A 20,612-nucleotide genomic window follows, 5' to 3' on the forward strand; every position below is an offset into this window, starting at 1 on the left:
TTTGTATTTACGTTAATTTGCATATACATAACATCCCACCTCAGGAATATTATGTATCTTATTGTCGAAACTGTACATACTTAAACAATCAATACTGTACATTCTTAAGTTAGCATTTATACAAATAAATAGTTTTTTAAGAAAGTTAAAATCTAAAAACCTCTTACGAAAATTGCATCGTAAGGGGTTTTATTTTAGAACAAGTATAAAAAGATAAAAAGTATTTCATAATCTAGGAGATTATAAAATATATATTAAAAATGGAATAATTTTTATGTACTGTAGAGTAAGAATTGGTAAAAAAGGAGGGTATGGTTTGGAGCGGATATTAGAGATAGAAAATATATCTTTACAATTTGGAGGTGTAAAGGCATTAGATAATGTCACCTACCATATAAACAAAGGTGAAATTTTTTCATTAATCGGGCCAAATGGTGCAGGAAAAACAAGTATGTTAAATTGCATTAGTGGATTATATCATCCAACAAGTGGTTCTATTCTTTATAAAGGCAAAGATATTACAAAGATGAAGCCGTATGAAAGAACTTCATTAGGTATTGCACGGGCATTCCAAAATATCGCGCTTTTTGCTCATATGTCTGTGTTGGATAATTTAAAACTCGGAAAGCATTCATTAATGAAATCAGGGGTGTTTAGTGGAGGACTATATATAGGAAAAGCATCCAAGGAAGAAATTGAACACCGTCAAAAAGTTGAAGAGGTAATTGAGTTTTTAGAATTACAAGATATTCGTCATACTCCTGTTGGTACACTTCCATATGGCTTGCAAAAACGTGTGGAGGTAGGCCGCGCATTAGCATTAAGACCGGAATTAATTCTACTAGATGAACCAATGGCAGGTATGAACAATGCAGAAAAAGAATTAATGTCTCGTTTTATATTGGATATGCATGAAATGATGGATACAACGGTCGTGTTAATTGAACACGATTTAGGTGTTGTCATGAGTTTGTCTGATCATATTGCCGTGCTGGATTTTGGAAAACGAATTGGATTCGGGACACCAAAAGAAATTCAACAAAATCCGGATGTAATAAAAGCATATATCGGTGAAGAGACAGTTATGTAGAGGGAGGCGAACTATGGTAATAGAAAAAACTTTACCTACTTTACTAGCGGAACGTGCGAAAAGTGAAGCAAATACAGTTGCATTAAGACAGAAACATCTTGGGATTTGGAACGAAATTTCATGGGGGCAATATTTAGAAAATGTTGAAAAATTGGCAGTTTCACTATCTGAACAATATGATTTTAGAAGTGGTGAAACGGTAGCAATCATAGGAGAAAACCGACCCCAGTGGCTCTACGCTCATATGGCTGTACAAAGCATAGGCGGGGTTGTAGTAGGTGTTTATCAAGAGTCGTTGCCAGATCAAATAAAGTTTTATTTGAATGATTGCAAAGCAAGAATTGTCATTGTAGAAGATCAAGAACAAGTTGATAAGCTGCTAGAAGTTGAAAATGAACTGCCTTTAGTAGAACATATTATTTACTATAATAAACAAGGTCTACGTCATTATCAGCATACTAAACTAACTTATATGGGGCAGCTACTAAAGAATGGCGAGGATTTACTTAAACAAAAAACAGATTTTTTAGCAAACCAATTGAAATTGTTGCATAGTGAAATGCCTGCAATTATTTCATACAGTGCAGCAACAAGCGGGCGACCTAAAGGAGTAATTTTAACCCATCATAACTTAATTGAATCAGCTAAAAACTTATCACAAGTTGATGAAATGAAAAAAGCAGATGATTATATTTCATTTTTACCGCTTTCTTGGGTTCATGAGCATGTGATGAGTATCATCATACCTTTAATAGTTGGTATGGTTGTTAATTTCCCAGAAAGACCGCATACCGTCATTGGTGATTTAAGAGAAATTGGTCCGCATACTCTATTGGCTACACCCCGTGTTTTCCAATCATTAATGGCGAACTTCCAAATTCGAATGGAAGGAGCCAGCTGGTTTAAACGAAAGCTATACAATTTTTTTAAAAAGTACGGTGATAAACAAGCTCTATTTAAATTAGACAAAAAGCAGCTTTCCTTATTCGATAAAATGATGTATACACTTGGAGATATAATTATGTTTAGTGCAATTCGGGATCATTTGGGGCTTGCTCGAATAAAAAGGGCATATATAGCTGGAGCAGCTATTCAAACTGATGCTTTCCACTTTTACCATAGTATCGGGGTAAATTTGAAGCAGACCTATGGTGGGACAGAAGTAAGTGGCATTGCATTTGTTCAATATGATTCTGCAATTAAAGCAGGAAGTTCAGGTGTACCAATACCAAATACAAAAGTAAGAATTGGTGATGATGGAACAGTATATTTAAAAAATAATGCTATTTTTTCGGAGTATTTGAACGAAGAAGACAAAAAAATAATGAATGATGGTTGGCTTTCTCTAGGGGATAAAGGATATTTGGATGATGACGGTCATTTGTTCATTTTAGATCGACAAGAGAATGTTATTACTAGTTCAGAGGGAGAACAAATTTATCCTCAATTAATTGAAAATAAACTGAAATCCAGTCCCTATATACAAGAGGCAATATGTTTTGGAAAAAATAAACCGTATTTAACAGCAATTTTAAATATTGACATAAATAGTGTTGGTCGATGGGCAGATAAAAACCAGATAATATATACTGAATATTCTGAATTATCAGTAAAATCGGAAATCCTTAATTTAGTTGAGGGAGAAGTTAGAAAATTAATGAATGAACTTCCTTCTAATGAAAGGATAAAGAAATTTGTAATTTTAAATAAACAATTTACTGCTGATCAAGGGGAATTAACAAGAACATTCAAAGTTAGAAGGAACTTTGTTGAAAAGAAATATGAAAAAATAATTAAAGCGATGTACTCTACAACATTAGAAGTTCCTTTAAGTGCTTCTCATAATAATGTACCAAATGAAATCAGTAGTTTACAAATAGTTCAACTATCAAGTGGTGAGGAGGTAGCTTTCGCTAATGATATTCTTCTTCCAAATGCTCATTAATGGTATTGTCGTCGGAAGTATTTACGGACTTGTAGCTTTAGGATTTGTTTTAATTTATCGTGCAAGCGGTGCATTGAATCTTGCGAATGGAGAGTTTGTCATTTTTGGTCCATATATTTGTTTAATGCTCATGACTGCACTACAAGTTCCATTTTTAGTTGCATTACTCATTACATTGATATTTAGTGCCATTCTTGGGCTTGCTGTGGAGCGTATCGTTGTGCGACCATTGCAAAATGCACCTGTTATTTCAGTTATTATGGCGACTATTGGATTATCAAGCTTACTGGCAGGTGCTGTTCATATGATTTGGGGCCATTCTACGAAAACGTTTCCACCAGTATTCCCACAAACACCGTTAAATATTGGTGGAATTATTGTTACACCGGTTTATTTATGGTCTTTCATTGTCGTTTTAGTGTTATTAATTATTTTCTCTATATTCTTTAAGTATTCCAAAATTGGTCTTGCCATCCGTGCAGTTGCAGATGATCAACAAGCCGCTTCATCAATGGGGATGAGTGTAAAATTTGTTTATGCAGCAACTTGGACGATTGCAGCAATTGTTGCAGCAATTGGTGGAGTATTAATTGGAAATATCAACGGTGTTAATCCAACAATGGCATCGATTGGATTAACCGTATTACCTGTTGTAATTCTGGGCGGTTTGGATAGCGTAATTGGGGCTATTATTGGCGGTTTTGCAATTGGAATATTGCAAAATATGGCGGGTGGTTATTTAGATCCGCTAGTAGGTGGGGGCTTAAAGGATGTAGTTCCATTTATTATTGTACTTTTAATATTAATGCTAAGACCACATGGCCTATTTGGCAGCCGTGGGATTGAGAGGGTGTGACGGTGTGAGAAATTTAGTTGTTAGAGATTGTGGAAAATATAAAACGTCTTATAAAGATGACATGAAATTATTCAAAACTACTGGTGACAAAGTAAAATGGTTGGCGTTAATTCTACTAATACTAGCATTACCTCTCTTTGTATCAAACTATTGGATTGGGTTATTTACACTTTGTGCAATTTCAGCAATTGGTGCAATAGGGTTAAATATTTTAACAGGTTTCACAGGACAAATTTCTATTGGAGTTGGTGCATTCCTAGGTGTTGGAGGGTATACAACTGCGATATTAACATCCACATATGGATTAAGTTTTTGGGTATCACTTCCTATTGCCGGAATCGTAACTGCCTTTGTAGGTGGCGTATTTGGTATTCCAGCTTTACGTCTTAAAGGGCTGTATTTAGCTATTGCCACGTTGGCAGCGCAAGTCATCATTTTATTTGTCATTAGCCGCTGGGACAGTGTGACTGGCGGTACTGCGGGAATGGTATTAAGTCGTCCGGCAATTGGAGACTTTTTACTTTCAACAAATACATCATACTACTATTTAAGTATAGTCATCTTGTTAGTTACAGTGCTGTATGCGGTAAATTTATTAAGGACACGGGTTGGGCGTGCATTTTTAGCTGTGCGTGATAGAGATATTGCCGCACAAATCATGGGGATAAACTTATTTTACTATAAAGTATTAGCCTTTATTGTTAGCTCTTTCTTTGTTGGAATTGCCGGAGCATTGCTGGCACACTATACGATGATTGTGAGTCCAGAACTATATAATACTCACGTATCAATTCAATATTTAGCAATGGTACTAATTGGGGGACTAGGCAGCGTTTTTGGGTCAATTTTAGGAGCAGTATTTATTACGTTATTACCTGTTGGGCTGAGTGCTATCATCGATTTTTTAACTGTATTCATGCCAGAAATGTATCAGCTATTATCAGCGTTTAAAGAGTTTGTATTTGGTATTGTCATAATCCTGTTTTTAATTTTCGAACCAGGAGGCTTAGCTCATATATGGCTGAACATGAAGAAATATTTTAAGCTATGGCCATTTTCTTACTAAAAACCTGGAGAGAAATTAAATAAGAAAATTTATAAGAAATAAGGGGGATTTTAAAGTGGGAAAAAAGGGGAAAATTTTGTGGGGGTTCATAGGAATTATGTTGTTATTTTTATTAGCAGCATGCGCGGAAGACTCGACAACAAGTGCACCAGCTAATGACACATCCGACGATTCAGCAACTGTACCGACAGCTGCAGATCCAGATAATCGTACAGTTGTAGTTGGTGGGTTATATGATATTACAGGAGGCACTGGTGATGTAGGAACACCTTATGCAGAAGGGGAACAAGCATACTTTGAATATTTAGAAACTAAAGGTGGAGTAGAAGGTTTAAACCTTGTGTTAACAGGTAAAGATTATGCGTACTCAATTCCTGAAGCACAAAAAATTTATCAAGAATTAAGAGATAAGGAAAAAGCTGCTGCAATTTTAGGTTGGGGTACTGGTGATACAGAGGCACTTCGCCAACAAGTAGCGACAGATCAATTACCATTTTTCTCAGCTTCTTATTCTGAAAGTTTGAAGAATACAAAAGAAAGTCCATATAATTTCTTAATAGCAGCTTCTTATTCCGACCAAGGTCGCGCGGTCTTAAAATGGATTAAAGAAAATCATGAAGGAGATAGTCCAACTGTTGCGTTACTCTATAATGATACTGCATTTGGTCGTTCACCAATTGAAGATATAAAAGCATACGGCAAAGAAATTGGGGTTGAAGTTGTAGACGAGCAAGTAATTGATGTACAGGCAACTGAAGCGCAATCCCAATTATTAAACATGGAAAAGAAGAATCCGGATTATGCAATTATTCAACAAACATGGGCAGCAACGTCTACAATTTTACGTGACGCAAAGACGTTGGGCATAGATACTCAATTTATCGGATTGAATTGGGCTTCTGGTGAAGGAATTATTGATATCGTAGGAGCTGATATTGCAGAAGGCTATATAGGTATTTTATCGCATGCATTCCCATATGAAGAACAACCAGGAATGGCAGAAATTAAAGAATATTTAGATTCAAAAGGTATGACAATTGATGATATTGATCAAAAATTTGTTCAAGGTTGGAGTGCTGCGAAAATTATGGTAGCTGGAATTCAAGCGGCTGCAGAAAAATATCCCGAAGGTGATCTTACTGGACCTCAAATTCGAGAAGGAATTGAGTCCTTGCAAAACTTTGATTTAGGCGGTCTAGGTGCAAATGTATCATTTAGTGCTGACAATCATGCAGGTACTGAAATGACTCGTTTAGGTATTGTAAAAGATGGTAAATGGGAGCAACTAACTGATTATTTTAGCTATTAAGATTAATAGGAAAATATGGTTTGGTAGAATCTCCAATCCCGTCAGCTAGTATTTCTTACTAGTACTTGAATGACAAGAAGAGGTAGTTTGTTGAGCAATAAACAAGCAAGTGGATATAGAACCTAAAAATTCCCTACATGGACAATAAAAGAAGGCTATTCCATTAGTATTTTTGGGGTAGTCTTCAAATTATAAAAATAATTTTTATAAACTTTGTAGAGGATAAAAATAATAGAAAGTTTTGAGAATCTCCTAAAATCTATATATCTAATAGAAAGGAGTTTTGTAACATGCTCCGTATCAATAACTTAGAAGTGGTATACCAAAAAATTATTATTGCTCTAAGAGGAATATCTTTGGATGTTCCTGAAGGGAAGATTGTAGCGCTATTAGGAAGTAATGGTGCTGGAAAGTCGACTACTTTAAAAGCCGTTTCTGGTTTGCTAGCAGGTGATGGTGGCCAAATTATAGATGGCAGCATCGAGTTTCAAGGAGAAGTAATTGATGGTATTACACCAGATGCACTAGTTCGGAAAGGTATATTTCTAAGTATGGAAGGCCGGCGTATATTTAAAGGTTTAACAGTTGAAGAAAATTTAACTGCGGGGGCATATACAAGAAAAGATCGTTTAAACATTAAAGGGGATATTGAGAAAATATATGAATACTTCCCGAAGTTAAAAGTGCTTAATAATCGAAAAGCAGGATTTTTATCTGGTGGAGAGCAACAAATGCTGGCCATTGGGAGAGGGTTAATGGCAAAGCCGAAGCTGCTATTATTAGATGAACCATCATTAGGAATTGCACCGTTACTTGTAAAAGAGATTTTCCAAAATATAAAAAAGATTAAACAAGAAGAAGGTATGTCAATTCTTGTAGTGGAACAGAATGCAAATGTCGCCCTTTCTATTGCAGATTATGGATATATTATGGAAAATGGACGTGTCGTTATGCACGGGGAGTCGGCAGAAATTTTAGCAAATAAAGATATTAGTGAACATTACTTAGGAATAGGTAATGAAAATAGTGGGAAAGAAAAGGCTTTTCGCCGCCGTCAACGAGTTGTATGGTGAGGTAACTTACTAGAGATTATGTAATAAGTTACCATAACTCCAACTTGGAAGTTTAAACCAAGCATAGGATAAGCCCCCAAACCTATAAAAATTATGGGGAAAGTCTACGGTAAACTAGATAGATGAAATTCGTAGGAATGCCTAATTTCCTAAATGAGTATTTCAACATTTGGAGACGAAAAAAGTGAGGTTTCTTTAGCAGTACATTTAGGGTAAAATGTGGATAGATGTTAATCATATTTTATCCTAATAATTTTTTATAAATAAATATAAAATTAACTGAGGAGAAGTATGAGAAAAACAGAAAAATTGTAAATCCAAATGGTATAAAATTAAGAGGGAAATATAATAGAATTGCATTAAAAAATTTTCTCGAAAAGTAGTTGCAAATTTTTAAAATAAGTGTTAATATAATTATTGTCTGATTGAGACGATGCATTTTGGCCCGTTGGTCAAGTGGTTAAGACACCGCCCTTTCACGGCGGTAACACGGGTTCGAATCCCGTACGGGTCACCAATTATAACTAAGACACAAAAAGACAAGATAACACTTACATAATAATGGAGGATTAGCTCAGCTGGGAGAGCACCTGCCTTACAAGCAGGGGGTCGGCGGTTCGAGCCCGTCATCCTCCACCATAAGTGTTAATCTGGAGGGGTAGCGAAGTGGCTAAACGCGGCGGACTGTAAATCCGCTCCTTCGGGTTCGGCGGTTCGAATCCGTCCCCCTCCACCATTTATTGGGGTATAGCCAAGCGGTAAGGCAACGGATTTTGATTCCGTCATGCCCAGGTTCGAATCCTGGTACCCCAGCCATTTTTTATTTTTGGGGTCATTAGCTTAGTTGGTAGAGCATCTGACTCTTAATCAGAGGGTCGTAGGTTCGAGTCCTACATGGCCCATCATAAAAGCTTTTTATAATAATTTAATTTCAATCCTTTACTTAAATAAGTAAAGGATTTTTTATTTGTTATCTTCTTTTCCCCATCAAGAAAATATCTCATAAGTCCATGCGCATCTTTTAGGAATAAAACACATTAGAAGGTAAGCCCACAATTACAAAAAGCACAATCATAGTACTTGAAATTTGAATAATTATGCATACTCTTGTCAGGTTGAGCCACCCATGTATTACCATGTAAAATAAAGGGACAACAAGGGGGTATTTTCATGGATAATAAAAAAATTTCGGTTATTGGAGTTCCTTCTGATTACGGTCAACATCGTCGTGGGGTAGATATGGGGCCAAGTGCCATCCGTTATGCAGGAGTAATAGAGAGATTAGAAAATATAGGATATGAAGTTAAAGATGAAGGGGATATTTTAGTTAAAAGAAAGGTAAATGCACAACAGGATCCAGCATTATTAAATTTGGGTGAGGTTATTGAAGTTAGTATACAACTATCAAATAAAATAGAGGAAGTAATAAAAGATGAAAGATTTCCTCTAATTCTTGGCGGAGATCATAGTATTTCAATTGGTACATTTGCTGGCTTAGCCACTCGTTATAAAAACTTAGGAGTTATCTGGTATGATGCACATGCAGATATAAATACACCAGAGACTTCGCCTTCTGGAAATATTCACGGAATGCCGCTAGCCATTAGTATTGGGCTAGGGAATGAACGTTTAGTAAATATAAATGGTATAGCTCCAAAAATAAAACCAGAAAATATTATTATAATTGGTGCTCGCTCTGTAGACCCAGGAGAGCGTGAAATAATAAAAAAACTTGGAATTAAAGTTTATACAATGCATGAAATCGACCGTTTAGGAATGGCTGAGGTAATTGAACGTTCTATTGCATATTTAAAGGAGCAAAAGGTAGATGGCGTTCATTTATCCCTAGATTTAGATGGAATTGACCCTTTATATACACCAGGAGTGGGGACTCCTGTTCCTGGGGGGATTACTTATCGTGAAAGTCATTTAGCTATGGAAATGTTAGAAGAGGTTGGATTCATAACTTCAGCGGAGTTTGTTGAAGTAAATCCAATTTTAGATGAACGTAATAAAACTGCGGATGCAGCAGTTGCTTTGATGGGTTCGTTATTTGGTGAGAAATTAGTATAAAATAGTGTTTTTGTCTCATGAATAAATTGGGTATAAATACTAATTTAGACTTTTTTCGGAATAAAATATTTTTGATATAATAACGACTTAAATGAAACTTTTAATGAAATTTGACGTAAATAATAATGAGCCGAAAAGGTGGAGAGGAAACACAAATGGATGCGTTAGTGAACAAAAGAATAAAGCAAGTGCTAAAAGGTGATCAAAACGCATTTTCAGATATTGTGAGCCTCTACCAGCACAAGCTATACCAAATATGTTACCGTATGCTAGGTAACAAACAAGAGGCAGAAGATATTGCTCAGGAAGCATTTGTGCGAGCGTATATAAATCTTCATTCCTTTGATCAAAAAAGAAAATTTTCAACATGGCTATATCGGATTGCAACAAATCTTTGTATTGATAGAATTCGCAAAAAGAAGCCTGATTACTATTTAGATGCCGAAGTTGCTGGTACAGATGGACTTGATATGTATTCACATATCGCTGCAGATGAACAATTACCAGAAGAGGCGGTAGAACAAATGGAACTGCAGGATCGAATTCAATACGAAATAAGCAGATTGCCAGATAAATATCGATCAGTTATCGTGTTAAAATATATAGAAGAATTATCGCTTCAGGAAATTAGTGAAATTCTTGATATGCCTTTAGGAACTGTAAAAACAAGAATTCATAGAGGGCGTGAAGCTCTAAGAAAGCAATTAAACAATTTGTAGGAGGAGTTATGCATGAGTACGTGTCCACAACACATTGTTGACTATATGCACGAATACTTTGATGGCGATATTAGCCGTGAACATGAACAACAGCTGAAGAAACATCTGCAAGTGTGCTCTGACTGTCAACAACATATGCATCAGTTAAGTGACACGATTGCTTTTGTTAAGAGTGCAGCGCATATCACAGCACCCCCACATTTTGAGGAACAAGTTATGAAACGTCTACCTAAAGGAAAGAATCGCGTAGGCTTACAAAAGTGGTTTAGAAGACATCCGATTATTGTTGCGGCAGCAGTGTTCTTTTTATTTATGAGTGCAACGCTGCTAAGCAGTTATCCAAATGATGAATTTTCAGTTACTAAACAGCCAAATTTAATCGTAGATGGGCAAACGGTGATTGTACCAGAGGGAGAAGTAGTTAAAGGTGATATTGTCGTGAAAAATGGTGATATTGTAATCGAAGGGGAAGTAGATGGCAATGTAACGGTCATTAATGGCCAATACATGGCTTCGACAGCTGTAGTAACAGGGCAAATCGAGGAAATCGACGAAACGTTTGAATGGCTTTGGTATGAAATAAAAGACTTAGCAAATGATTTTGTTGATTTATTTGAATAAGAAGTAAAAATGTTACATTAAACAAATACTAAATGACTTAGTCTGCTCAAATGAGTAGACTATTTTCTTGATGAAAGCTTTACTTATTCAAGATGTGATATACTATCTTTAATATTATATAAATTTTTTGAAATATGTAACTTAACTTATTCTCTAGGAAAATTGAAATAATTCATAAACAAAAGCGAATTAAACGTAATAACACCAAGATGTAATCGATATAAATGAAATAGCAAGAAAAAAGTGGGGGATGCCACGTGCAAATTATTGAAAACTTTACAGACTTAACGCCTGTAAATGTTATTGTTAGCATTTTAGACGTACTCCTTGTTTGGTACGTTATTTATAAATTATTAACCCTCATTAAAGGAACGAAAGCGGTTCAGTTATTGAAAGGGCTATTTGTCATTATTGTCGCGAGATTCGCAACTGTAGTGTTTGGCCTAGATACCCTTGGTTGGATGCTTCAAGAAGTAATTGACTGGGGATTTTTAGCCATCATTATTATCTTTACCCCTGAAATTCGTCGTGCGTTGGAACAACTAGGAAGAGGAAAAATATTTCAGCGTTCCACTAGCCAATTAGAAGATGAACGATTGCGGTTGGTAGAAGCGATGAAAAAAGCGGTCAGCTATATGGCAAAACGAAGAATCGGAGCACTTATCTCCATTGAGAGTGAAACGGGTTTAAATGAATATATTGAAACCGGTATCAAACTAAATGCAGAAATTTCATCGGAATTATTAATTAATATTTTTATTCCAAATACACCACTTCATGACGGTGCTGTAATTGTACAAAAAGATAAAATAACAGCTGCAGCTTGTTATTTGCCGTTGTCTGAAAGTACATTTATTTCAAAAGAACTTGGTACAAGGCACCGTGCGGCTTTAGGGCTAAGTGAAGTAACAGATGCCATTACTATTGTTGTATCAGAGGAAACTGGAGGCATAAGCTTAACGAAAAACGGAAATTTATACCGAAATCTTTCAATAGATGAATTCGAAGCACATTTAAAAACAATGTGGTTTGGTCCTGAACAAGATTCGGATTCAGCCTCTAAGTGGACTTGGAGGGGGAAAAAGAATGGATAAACTATTTGATAGTTACTGGGTATTAAGAGTTACTGCATTAGTCCTGGCTTTTTTACTATTCTTTTATGTGAAAACACTAACGGATGATACTCAAAGTACTGGTGCAGGTTCAGAAATGGATATAATTACCGATGTTCCGTTAGAAGCATATTACGATTCAGAAAACTTAATTGTTACAGGTTTGCCTGAAACTGTTGATGTCACGATTAGTGGCCCTATGCAATTGGTACTTTCAGCAAAATTGAAGAAAGACTTTAAAGTATTTGTCGACTTAAATTCATTGTTAATTGGTGAACATAGCGTTGAAATTCAATACGAAAACTTTTCAGAAAAACTAGAAGTTTCGATTGAACCAAAAACGGTAGATATAGTAATTGAAGAAAAGGTTACTAAGGAATTGCGCATCGACCCTGAAATGAATAAAAGTCAAATCTCAGAAGGCTTTGAATTAGTCGGGATGACAGCCGAACCAAAAACTGTTTTCGTGACAGGTGCAAAAAGTGTGGTAGAAAGTATTAGCTATGTAAAAGCAACGGTTACTGGTGAAGATGGAATCAATTCATCATTTAAACAAGAAGCCGATGTAAAAGTGTTAGATAATAATTTGAACAAGCTTGATGTAATCATTGAGCCAGAGACTGTAGTTGTAAACGTTGATATAAGGGAATACAGTAGAGAAATTCCGCTATCGATAAGGCGAACAGGAACGCCAAAGGAAGGTATTACAGTCAATAATATAAGGCCTGATACCGAATCAATCGTCGTATACGGTCCAAAATCTATTATTGACTCGATAACAGAACTAGTCGTAGAATTTGACATATCAGAAATTGAAGAGTCTGGTGTTTATGAAGTTAATTTGGAATTGCCAAACGGAGCAACGAGACTATCATCTAAGACGATTGGAATAGAAGCTGATATTACACAAGAGTCAACAACGGAAACGCCCCCAGAGGGAACTACAGAAGAAGTTAATGACAAAGAAACAGATACTGAAGAAGTTATAACTGAAGAATCAAACACAGACCAACCAAACACAGACCAACCAAATACTGAAGAAAATACTACAGAATAATCGTAATAAAGGTTCAAACTATTTGAATCAATCATTCGTTCCACAGATGAAATTGTAATATTCGCAATGATGAAGCATGGAATGTCTAGCATTGAAGGAGAGAAAAGTAATGGGAAAATATTTCGGAACTGATGGCGTCCGTGGTGTCGCAAATTCAGAATTGACGCCAGAGCTCGCATTTAAGCTTGGACGTGTCGGGGGATACGTGCTGACAAAACATACAAAAGAACGCCCAAAAGTAATAATTGGACGAGATACTCGTATTTCAGGCCATATGTTAGAAGGCGCACTAGTAGCTGGGCTGCTATCAATTGGTGTTGAAGTAATGCGATTAGGAGTTATTAGTACACCAGGTGTGGCTTACCTAACTCGTGTAATGAATGCAGATGCGGGTGTTATGATTTCTGCTTCACACAATCCTGTTGCAGATAACGGAATTAAATTTTTCGGTCCAGATGGCTTCAAATTAACAGATGCACAAGAAGCAGAAATAGAAGGCTACCTTGATTTAGAAGCTGACACATTACCACGCCCAATCGGAGGAGATGTTGGATCAGTAAGTGATTATTTCGAGGGTGGACAAAAATATCTTTCATACTTAAAACAAACAGTAGAAGAAGATTTCTTAGGTATCCATGTTGCTCTTGATTGTGCACATGGTGCAACTTCACAACTAGCAACTCATTTATTTGCTGATTTAGAGGCCGATATTTCGTCAATGGGCTCATCACCAGATGGTTTAAATATTAATGAAGGTGTAGGTTCTACCCATCCGGAAAAACTAGCAGCCTTCGTTTTAGAACGCGGCGCTGATGTTGGATTAGCCTTTGATGGTGATGGTGACCGTCTAATTGCAGTTGATGAAAAAGGCCAAATCGTTGATGGCGATCAAATAATGTTCATCATCGGCAAGTATTTAAACAGCAAAGGGCGCTTAAAGAAAAACACAGTTGTATCTACTGTTATGAGTAATCTAGGCTTTTATAAAGCATTAGAAGAAAACGGAATGACAAGTGTTCAAACAGCTGTTGGAGATCGTTACGTAGTAGAAGAAATGCGTACGAACGACTACAACGTTGGGGGTGAGCAGTCTGGTCATATCGTATTCCTTGACTATAATACAACTGGCGACGGTTTATTAACTGCTATTCAATTAGTTAATATTATGAAAGCAACGGATAAACGTTTATCTGAGCTTGCATCAGAAATGACTATTTTCCCACAACGTTTAGTAAACGTACGAGTTACCGATAAACATGCGGTTGCACAAAATGAAAAAGTTGCTGCTGCTATTTCAGAAGTTGAAGCTGCAATGGCTGGCAACGGACGTGTATTAGTTCGCCCTTCAGGTACAGAACCGCTTGTACGTGTTATGGTAGAGGCAGCAACAGAGGAAGAGTGTGAAAGCTACGTAAACAGAATTGCTAACGTAGTTCGAGAAGAATTAGGGCTAGCAGAGTAACAGATAATATGAATCCAGTGGACAACTAATTAAATTAGTTAATTCCACTGGATTTATTTTTTCGTTTATTTGTTATACAAAAGGGCAATAGTAAAAATGTAGAATTGTAAAAAGGAGTGTTTCAAATGGCAAAGGTTGCAACATTAATTACTGATATGTTTGAGGATATTGAATTTACAAGTCCGAAAGAAGCGTTAGAGGAGGCAGGCCATACTGTTGTAACAATAGATAAAGAAGGAAACAAAACAATAAGAGGAAAACAAGGAGAAGCAAAAGTAGAAATTGACCACGGGATAGATGAAGTAAATCCCGATGATTTTGATGCACTGTTTATTCCGGGAGGCTTTTCACCTGATTTACTACGGGATGATGATCGAGTTGTTGCCTTCGCTAAGAAATTTATGAGTGATATGAAGCCTGTATTTGCGATTTGTCATGGACCGCAACTTCTTATTACTGCAAGAGCATTAGAAGGCAGAGATATTACAGGATATAAATCAATTAGAGTTGATCTAGAATATGCTGGGGCAAAGTTTCATGATGAAGAAGTATTCGTTTGTCAAAAACAACTTGTATCTAGCCGTACTCCAAAAGATTTACCTGCATTTAACCGGGAAATTGTTAACTTGTTAAAAGAAAAAGAGTTATAATTATGGTAGTGTAAAGGCATAGTCAATAAAAGTTGTTGTATAAATATGGAATTACAACTTCCGTTCACTTATAATCAACATAAGTGAACGGATTTTTTTGGGGAGGGAATTAATTGTTATATAGTCCTAAATGGAGTAAAGCAAAAAAGCATTTAAAAAGTTTTATTTGCGATTCTTTACAATCAAGAATTGATTTTCAAGTAATTAATTATAGAAGAGCACATGATCAGCTAGGCAGAGCTGTCATTACTGTAGATAAAATAGAAAAACTTAGTATGTGTACAATTACAGCAGAGCGAGAAGAGTTTCGAAGAACTTGGGATAAAAGAATTGAAATGGAAGACTTCGATTTTGATGATGTAGAAATGAATCGATCCCTTCAAGACCAGTCACATGAACAATTGAAAAAAGATGGCATCTATGGTCAATATGATTTTTTTGATGCTTTAGAAAAATATTTTAACGCACCAATTAAAGACTCTTTAAAGTCCACAGATATATTAATTAAAATTTTATGTCTATTAGACCGTCGTGTTGGAAAAAGAACTTTACTTAAAATGAAGGAAACTATTTTAACTGAGCATGTTTTAGTACAAGACTTTTATAAACTACGTTGCGAAGCAGAAAATATTCTTGTTGCTGTTTAGTCAATTTAAGATTTCATTTATAACCTACTGACATACGGATTATCATAAATGCATCTTAAGAAAATATTCCTCGCAAAAATTAACCACTAGAGATTATAAACTAGTGGAATTTTTTTGAACAAAAATAAGCCTAAATTAGTACTAAATGTACAAAAGATTGACGGCGTGTTGCATATTCTGTATGATGAAGGTGCTTTAAAAAAATAAAGCAAGGTTGCTTTGTTATTTTTAAAGCGAGCGCATGAAAGGAGAGAAAACGAGCGCTTTATAAGTAAAAGGAAAACAATAATAGCGCCTGAGCTAAGGAAATCGAACGGTCACAATCCTTAGTTGACGAGGTGGAGGATTATCGAATTTTCGGCGGATACCTCCCGATCGCATGCCCGATTGTAAATTTCGTTTTTAAAACAAAAAAGTGATTTTTTGGACAGAAAAACGAAAAGGCAAATACATTTCAAAGCAATATCAATCTCAAGTGCTTTTTGTTTGCAGCAAGTGAATTAGACAGAATTCATGCGCAAAATAAAAGCAATTGTTTTTACATTGTCTTATTAGGCATTTCCTGATGTTGCTTATGACGGAGGATAAATAATATGTGTGGAATCGTTGGATATAACGGTGAATTAGATTCAAAGGAAATTTTATTAAAAGGATTAGAAAAATTAGAGTACCGCGGTTATGATTCTGCGGGTATCGCTGTTCGTAATGAAGAAGGAATTACAGTTTTTAAAGAAAAAGGCCGCATTGCGGATTTACGTACAGCAGTAGATGATGAAGTATCTGCAAATATTGGAATTGGTCATACACGCTGGGCTACTCACGGTGTGCCAAATAAATTAAATGCACACCCTCATCAAAGTGCAACTGGACGCTATACTCTTGTGCACAACGGTGTAATCGAAAACTATCATTTATTGCAAAAAGCTTACCTAAAAGGTATCCAAATGCAATCAGATACAGATACAGAAGTAATCGTACAACTTGTTGAGTTATTTGCAAAAGAAGGTTTATCAACAGTTGAAGCATTCCGTAAAACACTATCTTTATTACACGGCTCTTATGCGATTGCGCTACTCGACCAAGAGGATGAAGACACTATTTATGTAGCAAAAAATAAATCACCTCTTTTAGTAGGTGTTGGCGACGGTTTTAACGTTGTTGCTTCTGATGCAATGGCAATGCTGCAAGTAACTGATCAATTTATTGAGTTACGAGATAAAGAGGTTGTATTAGTTCATAAAAATAAAGTAGAAATTTCTACATTAGATGGCCGTGAAGTTGAGCGTAAACCTTTTAAAGCAGAACTTGATGCAAGTGATATTGAAAAAGGTACGTACCCTCACTACATGCTAAAAGAAATGGATGAGCAGCCAAGTGTTGTTCGAAAAATCATTCAAGCATATAGCGATGCTGAGGGTGAATTAGCAATTGATGATAATATTTTAGAGGCTTTGAAACAAGCTGACCGTTTATATATTATTGCTGCAGGAACTAGCTACCATGCAGGATTAATTGGAAAACAATATTTCGAGAAGATTGCTGGCATCCCAGTAGAAGTCCATATTTCTAGTGAATTTGGCTACAATATGCCGCTTTTATCTGAAAAGCCTTTATTCATCTTCATTTCTCAATCTGGTGAAACTGCAGATAGCCGTCAAGTGCTTGTAAAAGTGAAAGAAGAACTGGGCTACCCAGCATTAACAATTACGAATGTACCTGGCTCTACACTTTCACGTGAAGCAGACTACACGTTATTATTACATGCAGGTCCAGAGATTGCGGTTGCATCTACAAAAGCATATGTTGCGCAAGTAGCAGTATTAGCAGTTGCCGCTTATGTAGCAGGCAAAGCGACAGGAAAAGACCTTGATATTGATTTAAAACAAGAGCTAGCAATTGCAGCCAACGCTATTCAAACAATAGTAGATTCTAAAAATGAGTTGGAGCAAATTGCAGAGGATTACTTAAAAATCGCACGCAATGCGTTCTTTATCGGACGCAACCTTGATTTCTACGTAAGTATGGAAGGTGCGTTAAAACTAAAAGAAATCTCTTATATCCAAGCTGAAGGTTTCGCTGGTGGAGAATTAAAACATGGTACAATCGCGTTAATCGAAGATGGCACGCCTGTATTTGCTTTAGCAACTCAAGAGCAAGTTGCACTAAACATTCGAGGTAACGTGAAGGAAGTAGTTGCGCGCGGAGCTAACGCATGCATCATTTCAATGGAAGGACTAAATGAGGAAACAGACCGTCTAGTTATTCCAAAAGTACATCAATTACTAACACCACTTGTGTCAGTAGTACCATTACAATTAATCAGCTATTACGCTGCTCTACACCGCCGCTGCGACGTAGATAAACCTCGTAATCTAGCAAAATCGGTAACGGTTGAGTAAAATAGATATAAAGTTAATCTTGTGAGTTATAATTAATACTGTCACATTTTATAACTATATTTGTCATAGATTTATAAGATGTAGTGACATCAAAAGCTAACCTTGGTACAGTGCAATCGTTACTGTACCAAGGTTTTTTGATTTTTTTCTAAAATGTTGTTTAATTATTGTTCAAATACATATACAGTTAAATATTATAACTGTACTTATAATTAATATTGTCACTTATTAGATAGCAACAATTAGGTTTTAGAAAAAGTTTCATTAAAAAATCCAGTGTCTATCTCAGATAATAAAATTATTAAATTTACAAAACATTCAGCAAAAACGTTAGTAATTTATTTAACAAACGGACCATATTGTTGAGAAAAATAAACATATATTTATTTATAATACAATTAAGATTGTGAAGGATTACACTCAAACTAACAGTCAGTTTAGTTTAAGCACAACCTTACATAAAGTTACAAAAAAGCCGAACTCCACTTTGGAAATCGACTTTTTTTCTTTTTATTAGCTTTTAGTTATAATTGATTTAATGGACTCCTTATTTCAAATCTTTTAAATACCACGCATCCATAGCAGAGTGTTCAGAACCTGGCAGGGGTTCTTGTAAAAGTGCAAATCCAAATTTTTTATATAATATACATGCTGTTTTTAATTCATGCTTTGTTTCTAAATAGCACTTTTCATAATGTTTAGAGGCAAATGATAAAGCTGTTTCCATTAGTTTCTTGGAAAGTCCTAAACCTTGTGCTTTTGGACTTAAGTATAGCTTTTGTAATTCGCAAACTTTATACTGTTCGCTGAACGGTGCTATACCAATTCCACCAACAACTTCCCCATCTAATTCTACTACCCAATAATTCGCATGTTTTAAATTATTATAATATTGGTGAAGGTCGTTAAGTTGAGGATCAAAGTAGGCAGATCCAGGAACCGCTAATCCAAGTGATTTTAATGAATCTTGTATAATTTCTTTTACTTTTGCATTGTCTTCTTTTTTAATTTCTCTAATAATCATATACGATCTCCTTCAATTAGATCTTAATAAAGAATGCCACAGGTTTTGAAAATAGTATTCTAAAATGTTGACTTTGTCCACATTTTAGAGATACATTTATATTAATATTAAATGTGGACTAAGTCAACTAAAGGAGAACGTATGGATAAAGAAATTATTTATGAAATCAGACAATTTAATCGCTTTTATACAAAGGTACTTGGTTTATTTAATAATCAAATTCTAGATACAGACTATTCATTAACCGAAGCACGAATACTATTTGAAATAAGCGAGAGAACTGAGTGTATTGCAAATAATCTCGTGCAAGAACTTAATATTGATAGAAGCTATATGAGCAGAATTTTACGTAAATTTGAGAGGGAAGGATTAATAGAGAAAAAAAACTCACCAATAGACAGTAGAAAAAATCTCCTATTTTTAACGAGAAAAGGGGAAGAACTACTAGATAAAATTAACAATCAGTCAGATGAACAAGTAAATCAATTGTTTAATGGACTAACTAATAGTGAGATCATTGAAATTCGTAATTCAATGATGGTAATAAAAGAAAAATTAGATAATAATAAACTTTAAAGATTATCTTGAAATCGAGTCTTCTGTTAAAGGACGTAATTCCTTAATTAGAGGGCACTGCAAAAAAAAATACTACAAAAAAGTCTCTAGTAATTTAAATTTTTTATTACCAGAGACTTTATTGTCATTATTGCCTATAAAAAGCCCTTAGTGGGTTGGTAACTGACCATCATTTTTGAGACAATAAGAAAACACCCTACTTTACAGTTAGTTGACGGTATTTTACCGGCGATTGGCTGTTTAGTTTCGTTTGAATACGGATATTGTTATAATAATTTATATAGTTTTCGACGATTTGGATCACATGCGCATTCGTTGTGCGATTGATTCCGTCGAGATAGAACGTTTCAGACTTTAGCGAGGAGTGAAACGTTTCAATTGGAGAATTATCAGCGGGCGTGCCTTTACGAGACATGCTCATGGTAATTCTTTTTTCTTTTACTGCCTTTTGATAGTCATAGGACGTATATACAGAACCTTGATCGCTATGCAGGATACAGCCTTCAGGTAATTCTGGCAGCTGATTTAATGTATCTAAAACAAACTCTGTATCTTGAGTAAATCCGATTGTACGCGCTACAATCTCGCCATTAAAGACATCTAGAATACTTGAAAGATACATCATTTATTGACCAAAAGGCAAGTAGGTAATATCTGTTACTAACTTTTCAAATGGTGCTTCCGCTGTAAATTCACGATTTAATAAATTCGGTGCGACATATGCTGGTTGTCCAGTGCTTTTACGTTTCTTCACTTTTACTCGACACTGCCAATTATATTTTTGCATTACTTACTGTATTTTCACTTATCGGTTCTCCATAAATGCTTGTGATTTTTCGGTATCCGTATCGATATTTATGAAGTTTACACAACTCACCAATTCTCTTATCCCGAATATCTTTCTTTGTTTCAACGTTATTATTCTTTTTCCAA

At 35.4% G+C, this 20,612-nt stretch carries 17 protein-coding genes, 5 tRNA genes and 1 pseudogene; 21 read left to right on the forward strand and 2 right to left on the reverse strand.

What is annotated here, in order from left to right; all coding sequences use genetic code 11:
- The first annotated feature begins 274 nt into the window (after nt 1–274).
- From EKG35_RS16865 to glmS, 20 genes are all read left to right on the forward strand, one after another.
- Nucleotides 275–1,090: an ABC transporter ATP-binding protein gene (locus EKG35_RS16865; protein ID WP_126295714.1), complete on the forward strand. Its 816-nt coding sequence runs from the start codon at nt 275–277 to the stop codon at nt 1,088–1,090.
- Between the two features lie 13 nt (nt 1,091–1,103).
- Nucleotides 1,104–3,035 (forward strand): AMP-dependent synthetase/ligase, encoded by a 1,932-nt coding sequence (locus EKG35_RS16870; RefSeq protein WP_126295715.1) that lies wholly within the window; start codon nt 1,104–1,106, stop codon nt 3,033–3,035.
- Nucleotides 3,007–3,891 (forward strand): branched-chain amino acid ABC transporter permease, encoded by an 885-nt coding sequence (locus EKG35_RS16875; RefSeq protein ID WP_126295716.1) that lies wholly within the window; start codon nt 3,007–3,009, stop codon nt 3,889–3,891. The genes EKG35_RS16870 and EKG35_RS16875 overlap by 29 nt, the downstream gene beginning before the upstream one ends.
- Nucleotides 3,892–3,895: 4 nt before the next feature.
- Nucleotides 3,896–4,957, forward strand: a complete 1,062-nt coding sequence (locus EKG35_RS16880; RefSeq protein ID WP_126295717.1) for a branched-chain amino acid ABC transporter permease — start codon at nt 3,896–3,898, stop codon at nt 4,955–4,957.
- A 55-nt stretch (nt 4,958–5,012) separates the two neighbouring features.
- Nucleotides 5,013–6,266 carry an ABC transporter substrate-binding protein gene (locus tag EKG35_RS16885; RefSeq protein WP_246020450.1) on the forward strand — a complete coding sequence of 418 codons (1,254 nt, stop codon included), beginning with the start codon at nt 5,013–5,015 and terminating at the stop codon, nt 6,264–6,266.
- Nucleotides 6,267–6,556: 290 nt separating this feature from the next.
- Nucleotides 6,557–7,339: an ABC transporter ATP-binding protein gene (locus tag EKG35_RS16890; protein ID WP_126295718.1), complete on the forward strand. Its 783-nt coding sequence runs from the start codon at nt 6,557–6,559 to the stop codon at nt 7,337–7,339.
- 442 nt (nt 7,340–7,781) lie between these two features.
- Nucleotides 7,782–7,856 (forward strand) — tRNA-Glu (locus EKG35_RS16895).
- A 46-nt stretch (nt 7,857–7,902) separates the two neighbouring features.
- Nucleotides 7,903–7,978: transfer RNA gene (locus EKG35_RS16900), tRNA-Val, on the forward strand.
- A 13-nt stretch (nt 7,979–7,991) separates the two neighbouring features.
- Nucleotides 7,992–8,075, forward strand: a tRNA-Tyr gene (locus EKG35_RS16905).
- 5 nt (nt 8,076–8,080) lie between these two features.
- Nucleotides 8,081–8,155: transfer RNA gene (locus EKG35_RS16910), tRNA-Gln, on the forward strand.
- Between the two features lie 13 nt (nt 8,156–8,168).
- Nucleotides 8,169–8,241: transfer RNA gene (locus EKG35_RS16915), tRNA-Lys, on the forward strand.
- A 268-nt stretch (nt 8,242–8,509) separates the two neighbouring features.
- Complete coding sequence (rocF, locus tag EKG35_RS16920) at nt 8,510–9,412, forward strand: arginase (protein WP_126295719.1); 903 nt, start codon at nt 8,510–8,512, stop codon at nt 9,410–9,412.
- A 155-nt stretch (nt 9,413–9,567) separates the two neighbouring features.
- Entirely contained in the window at nt 9,568–10,131 is a 564-nt protein-coding gene (gene sigW / locus EKG35_RS16925; RefSeq protein WP_126295731.1) for an RNA polymerase sigma factor SigW, read from the forward strand.
- Nucleotides 10,132–10,143: 12 nt separating this feature from the next.
- Nucleotides 10,144–10,752: a zf-HC2 domain-containing protein gene (locus EKG35_RS16930; RefSeq protein WP_126295720.1), complete on the forward strand. Its 609-nt coding sequence runs from the start codon at nt 10,144–10,146 to the stop codon at nt 10,750–10,752.
- Nucleotides 10,753–11,009: 257 nt separating this feature from the next.
- Nucleotides 11,010–11,846, forward strand: coding sequence for a diadenylate cyclase CdaA (cdaA, locus tag EKG35_RS16935; protein ID WP_126295721.1), 837 nt, complete (start codon nt 11,010–11,012; stop codon nt 11,844–11,846).
- Complete coding sequence (locus tag EKG35_RS16940) at nt 11,839–12,921, forward strand: CdaR family protein (RefSeq protein ID WP_126295722.1); 1,083 nt, start codon at nt 11,839–11,841, stop codon at nt 12,919–12,921. Before cdaA ends, EKG35_RS16940 begins: the two co-directional genes overlap by 8 nt.
- A 109-nt stretch (nt 12,922–13,030) precedes the next feature.
- Nucleotides 13,031–14,383 (forward strand): phosphoglucosamine mutase, encoded by a 1,353-nt coding sequence (glmM, locus tag EKG35_RS16945; RefSeq protein WP_126295723.1) that lies wholly within the window; start codon nt 13,031–13,033, stop codon nt 14,381–14,383.
- 125 nt (nt 14,384–14,508) lie between these two features.
- Nucleotides 14,509–15,033 (forward strand): type 1 glutamine amidotransferase domain-containing protein, encoded by a 525-nt coding sequence (locus tag EKG35_RS16950; protein ID WP_126295724.1) that lies wholly within the window; start codon nt 14,509–14,511, stop codon nt 15,031–15,033.
- Nucleotides 15,034–15,146: 113 nt separating this feature from the next.
- Nucleotides 15,147–15,680 carry an SF0329 family protein gene (locus EKG35_RS16955; RefSeq protein ID WP_126295725.1) on the forward strand — a complete coding sequence of 178 codons (534 nt, stop codon included), beginning with the start codon at nt 15,147–15,149 and terminating at the stop codon, nt 15,678–15,680.
- Nucleotides 15,681–16,273: 593 nt separating this feature from the next.
- Nucleotides 16,274–18,079 carry a glutamine--fructose-6-phosphate transaminase (isomerizing) gene (gene glmS, locus EKG35_RS16960; protein ID WP_126295726.1) on the forward strand — a complete coding sequence of 602 codons (1,806 nt, stop codon included), beginning with the start codon at nt 16,274–16,276 and terminating at the stop codon, nt 18,077–18,079.
- Nucleotides 18,080–18,626: 547 nt separating this feature from the next.
- Here glmS and EKG35_RS16965 read toward each other — a convergent pair.
- The gene (locus EKG35_RS16965; protein ID WP_126295727.1) at nt 18,627–19,103 is read right to left on the reverse strand and encodes a GNAT family N-acetyltransferase; all 477 of its coding nucleotides are present in this window, start codon (nt 19,101–19,103) and stop codon (nt 18,627–18,629) included.
- Nucleotides 19,104–19,244: 141 nt separating this feature from the next.
- Between EKG35_RS16965 and EKG35_RS16970 the strand changes: the two genes are divergently transcribed.
- Complete coding sequence (locus EKG35_RS16970; protein ID WP_126295728.1) at nt 19,245–19,679, forward strand: MarR family winged helix-turn-helix transcriptional regulator; 435 nt, start codon at nt 19,245–19,247, stop codon at nt 19,677–19,679.
- 196 nt (nt 19,680–19,875) lie between these two features.
- Here EKG35_RS16970 and EKG35_RS21340 read toward each other — a convergent pair.
- Nucleotides 19,876–20,612, reverse strand: a pseudogene (locus tag EKG35_RS21340) (IS3 family transposase); the annotation flags it as partial.

Origin of the sequence: Lysinibacillus telephonicus (genome assembly GCF_003966145.1) — a bacterium.
Classification (GTDB): Bacteria; Bacillota; Bacilli; order Bacillales_A; family Planococcaceae; genus Ureibacillus; species Ureibacillus telephonicus.

What these genes read in the sequence shown, in the direction of transcription:
- EKG35_RS16865 (WP_126295714.1), top strand. Translation starts at nt 275, where the DNA reads ATGTACTGTAGAGTAAGAATTGGTAAAAAAGGAGGGTATGGTTTGGAG.
- EKG35_RS16970 (WP_126295728.1), top strand. Translation starts at nt 19,245, where the DNA reads ATGGATAAAGAAATTATTTATGAAATCAGACAATTTAATCGCTTTTAT.
- rocF (WP_126295719.1), top strand. Translation starts at nt 8,510, where the DNA reads ATGGATAATAAAAAAATTTCGGTTATTGGAGTTCCTTCTGATTACGGT.
- EKG35_RS16890 (WP_126295718.1), top strand. Translation starts at nt 6,557, where the DNA reads ATGCTCCGTATCAATAACTTAGAAGTGGTATACCAAAAAATTATTATT.
- glmS (WP_126295726.1), top strand. Translation starts at nt 16,274, where the DNA reads ATGTGTGGAATCGTTGGATATAACGGTGAATTAGATTCAAAGGAAATT.
- EKG35_RS16930 (WP_126295720.1), top strand. Translation starts at nt 10,144, where the DNA reads ATGAGTACGTGTCCACAACACATTGTTGACTATATGCACGAATACTTT.
- EKG35_RS16965 (WP_126295727.1), bottom strand. Translation starts at nt 19,103, where the DNA reads ATGATTATTAGAGAAATTAAAAAAGAAGACAATGCAAAAGTAAAAGAA.
- EKG35_RS16940 (WP_126295722.1), top strand. Translation starts at nt 11,839, where the DNA reads ATGGATAAACTATTTGATAGTTACTGGGTATTAAGAGTTACTGCATTA.
- sigW (WP_126295731.1), top strand. Translation starts at nt 9,568, where the DNA reads ATGGATGCGTTAGTGAACAAAAGAATAAAGCAAGTGCTAAAAGGTGAT.
- EKG35_RS16875 (WP_126295716.1), top strand. Translation starts at nt 3,007, where the DNA reads ATGATATTCTTCTTCCAAATGCTCATTAATGGTATTGTCGTCGGAAGT.
- glmM (WP_126295723.1), top strand. Translation starts at nt 13,031, where the DNA reads ATGGGAAAATATTTCGGAACTGATGGCGTCCGTGGTGTCGCAAATTCA.
- EKG35_RS16950 (WP_126295724.1), top strand. Translation starts at nt 14,509, where the DNA reads ATGGCAAAGGTTGCAACATTAATTACTGATATGTTTGAGGATATTGAA.
- EKG35_RS16870 (WP_126295715.1), top strand. Translation starts at nt 1,104, where the DNA reads ATGGTAATAGAAAAAACTTTACCTACTTTACTAGCGGAACGTGCGAAA.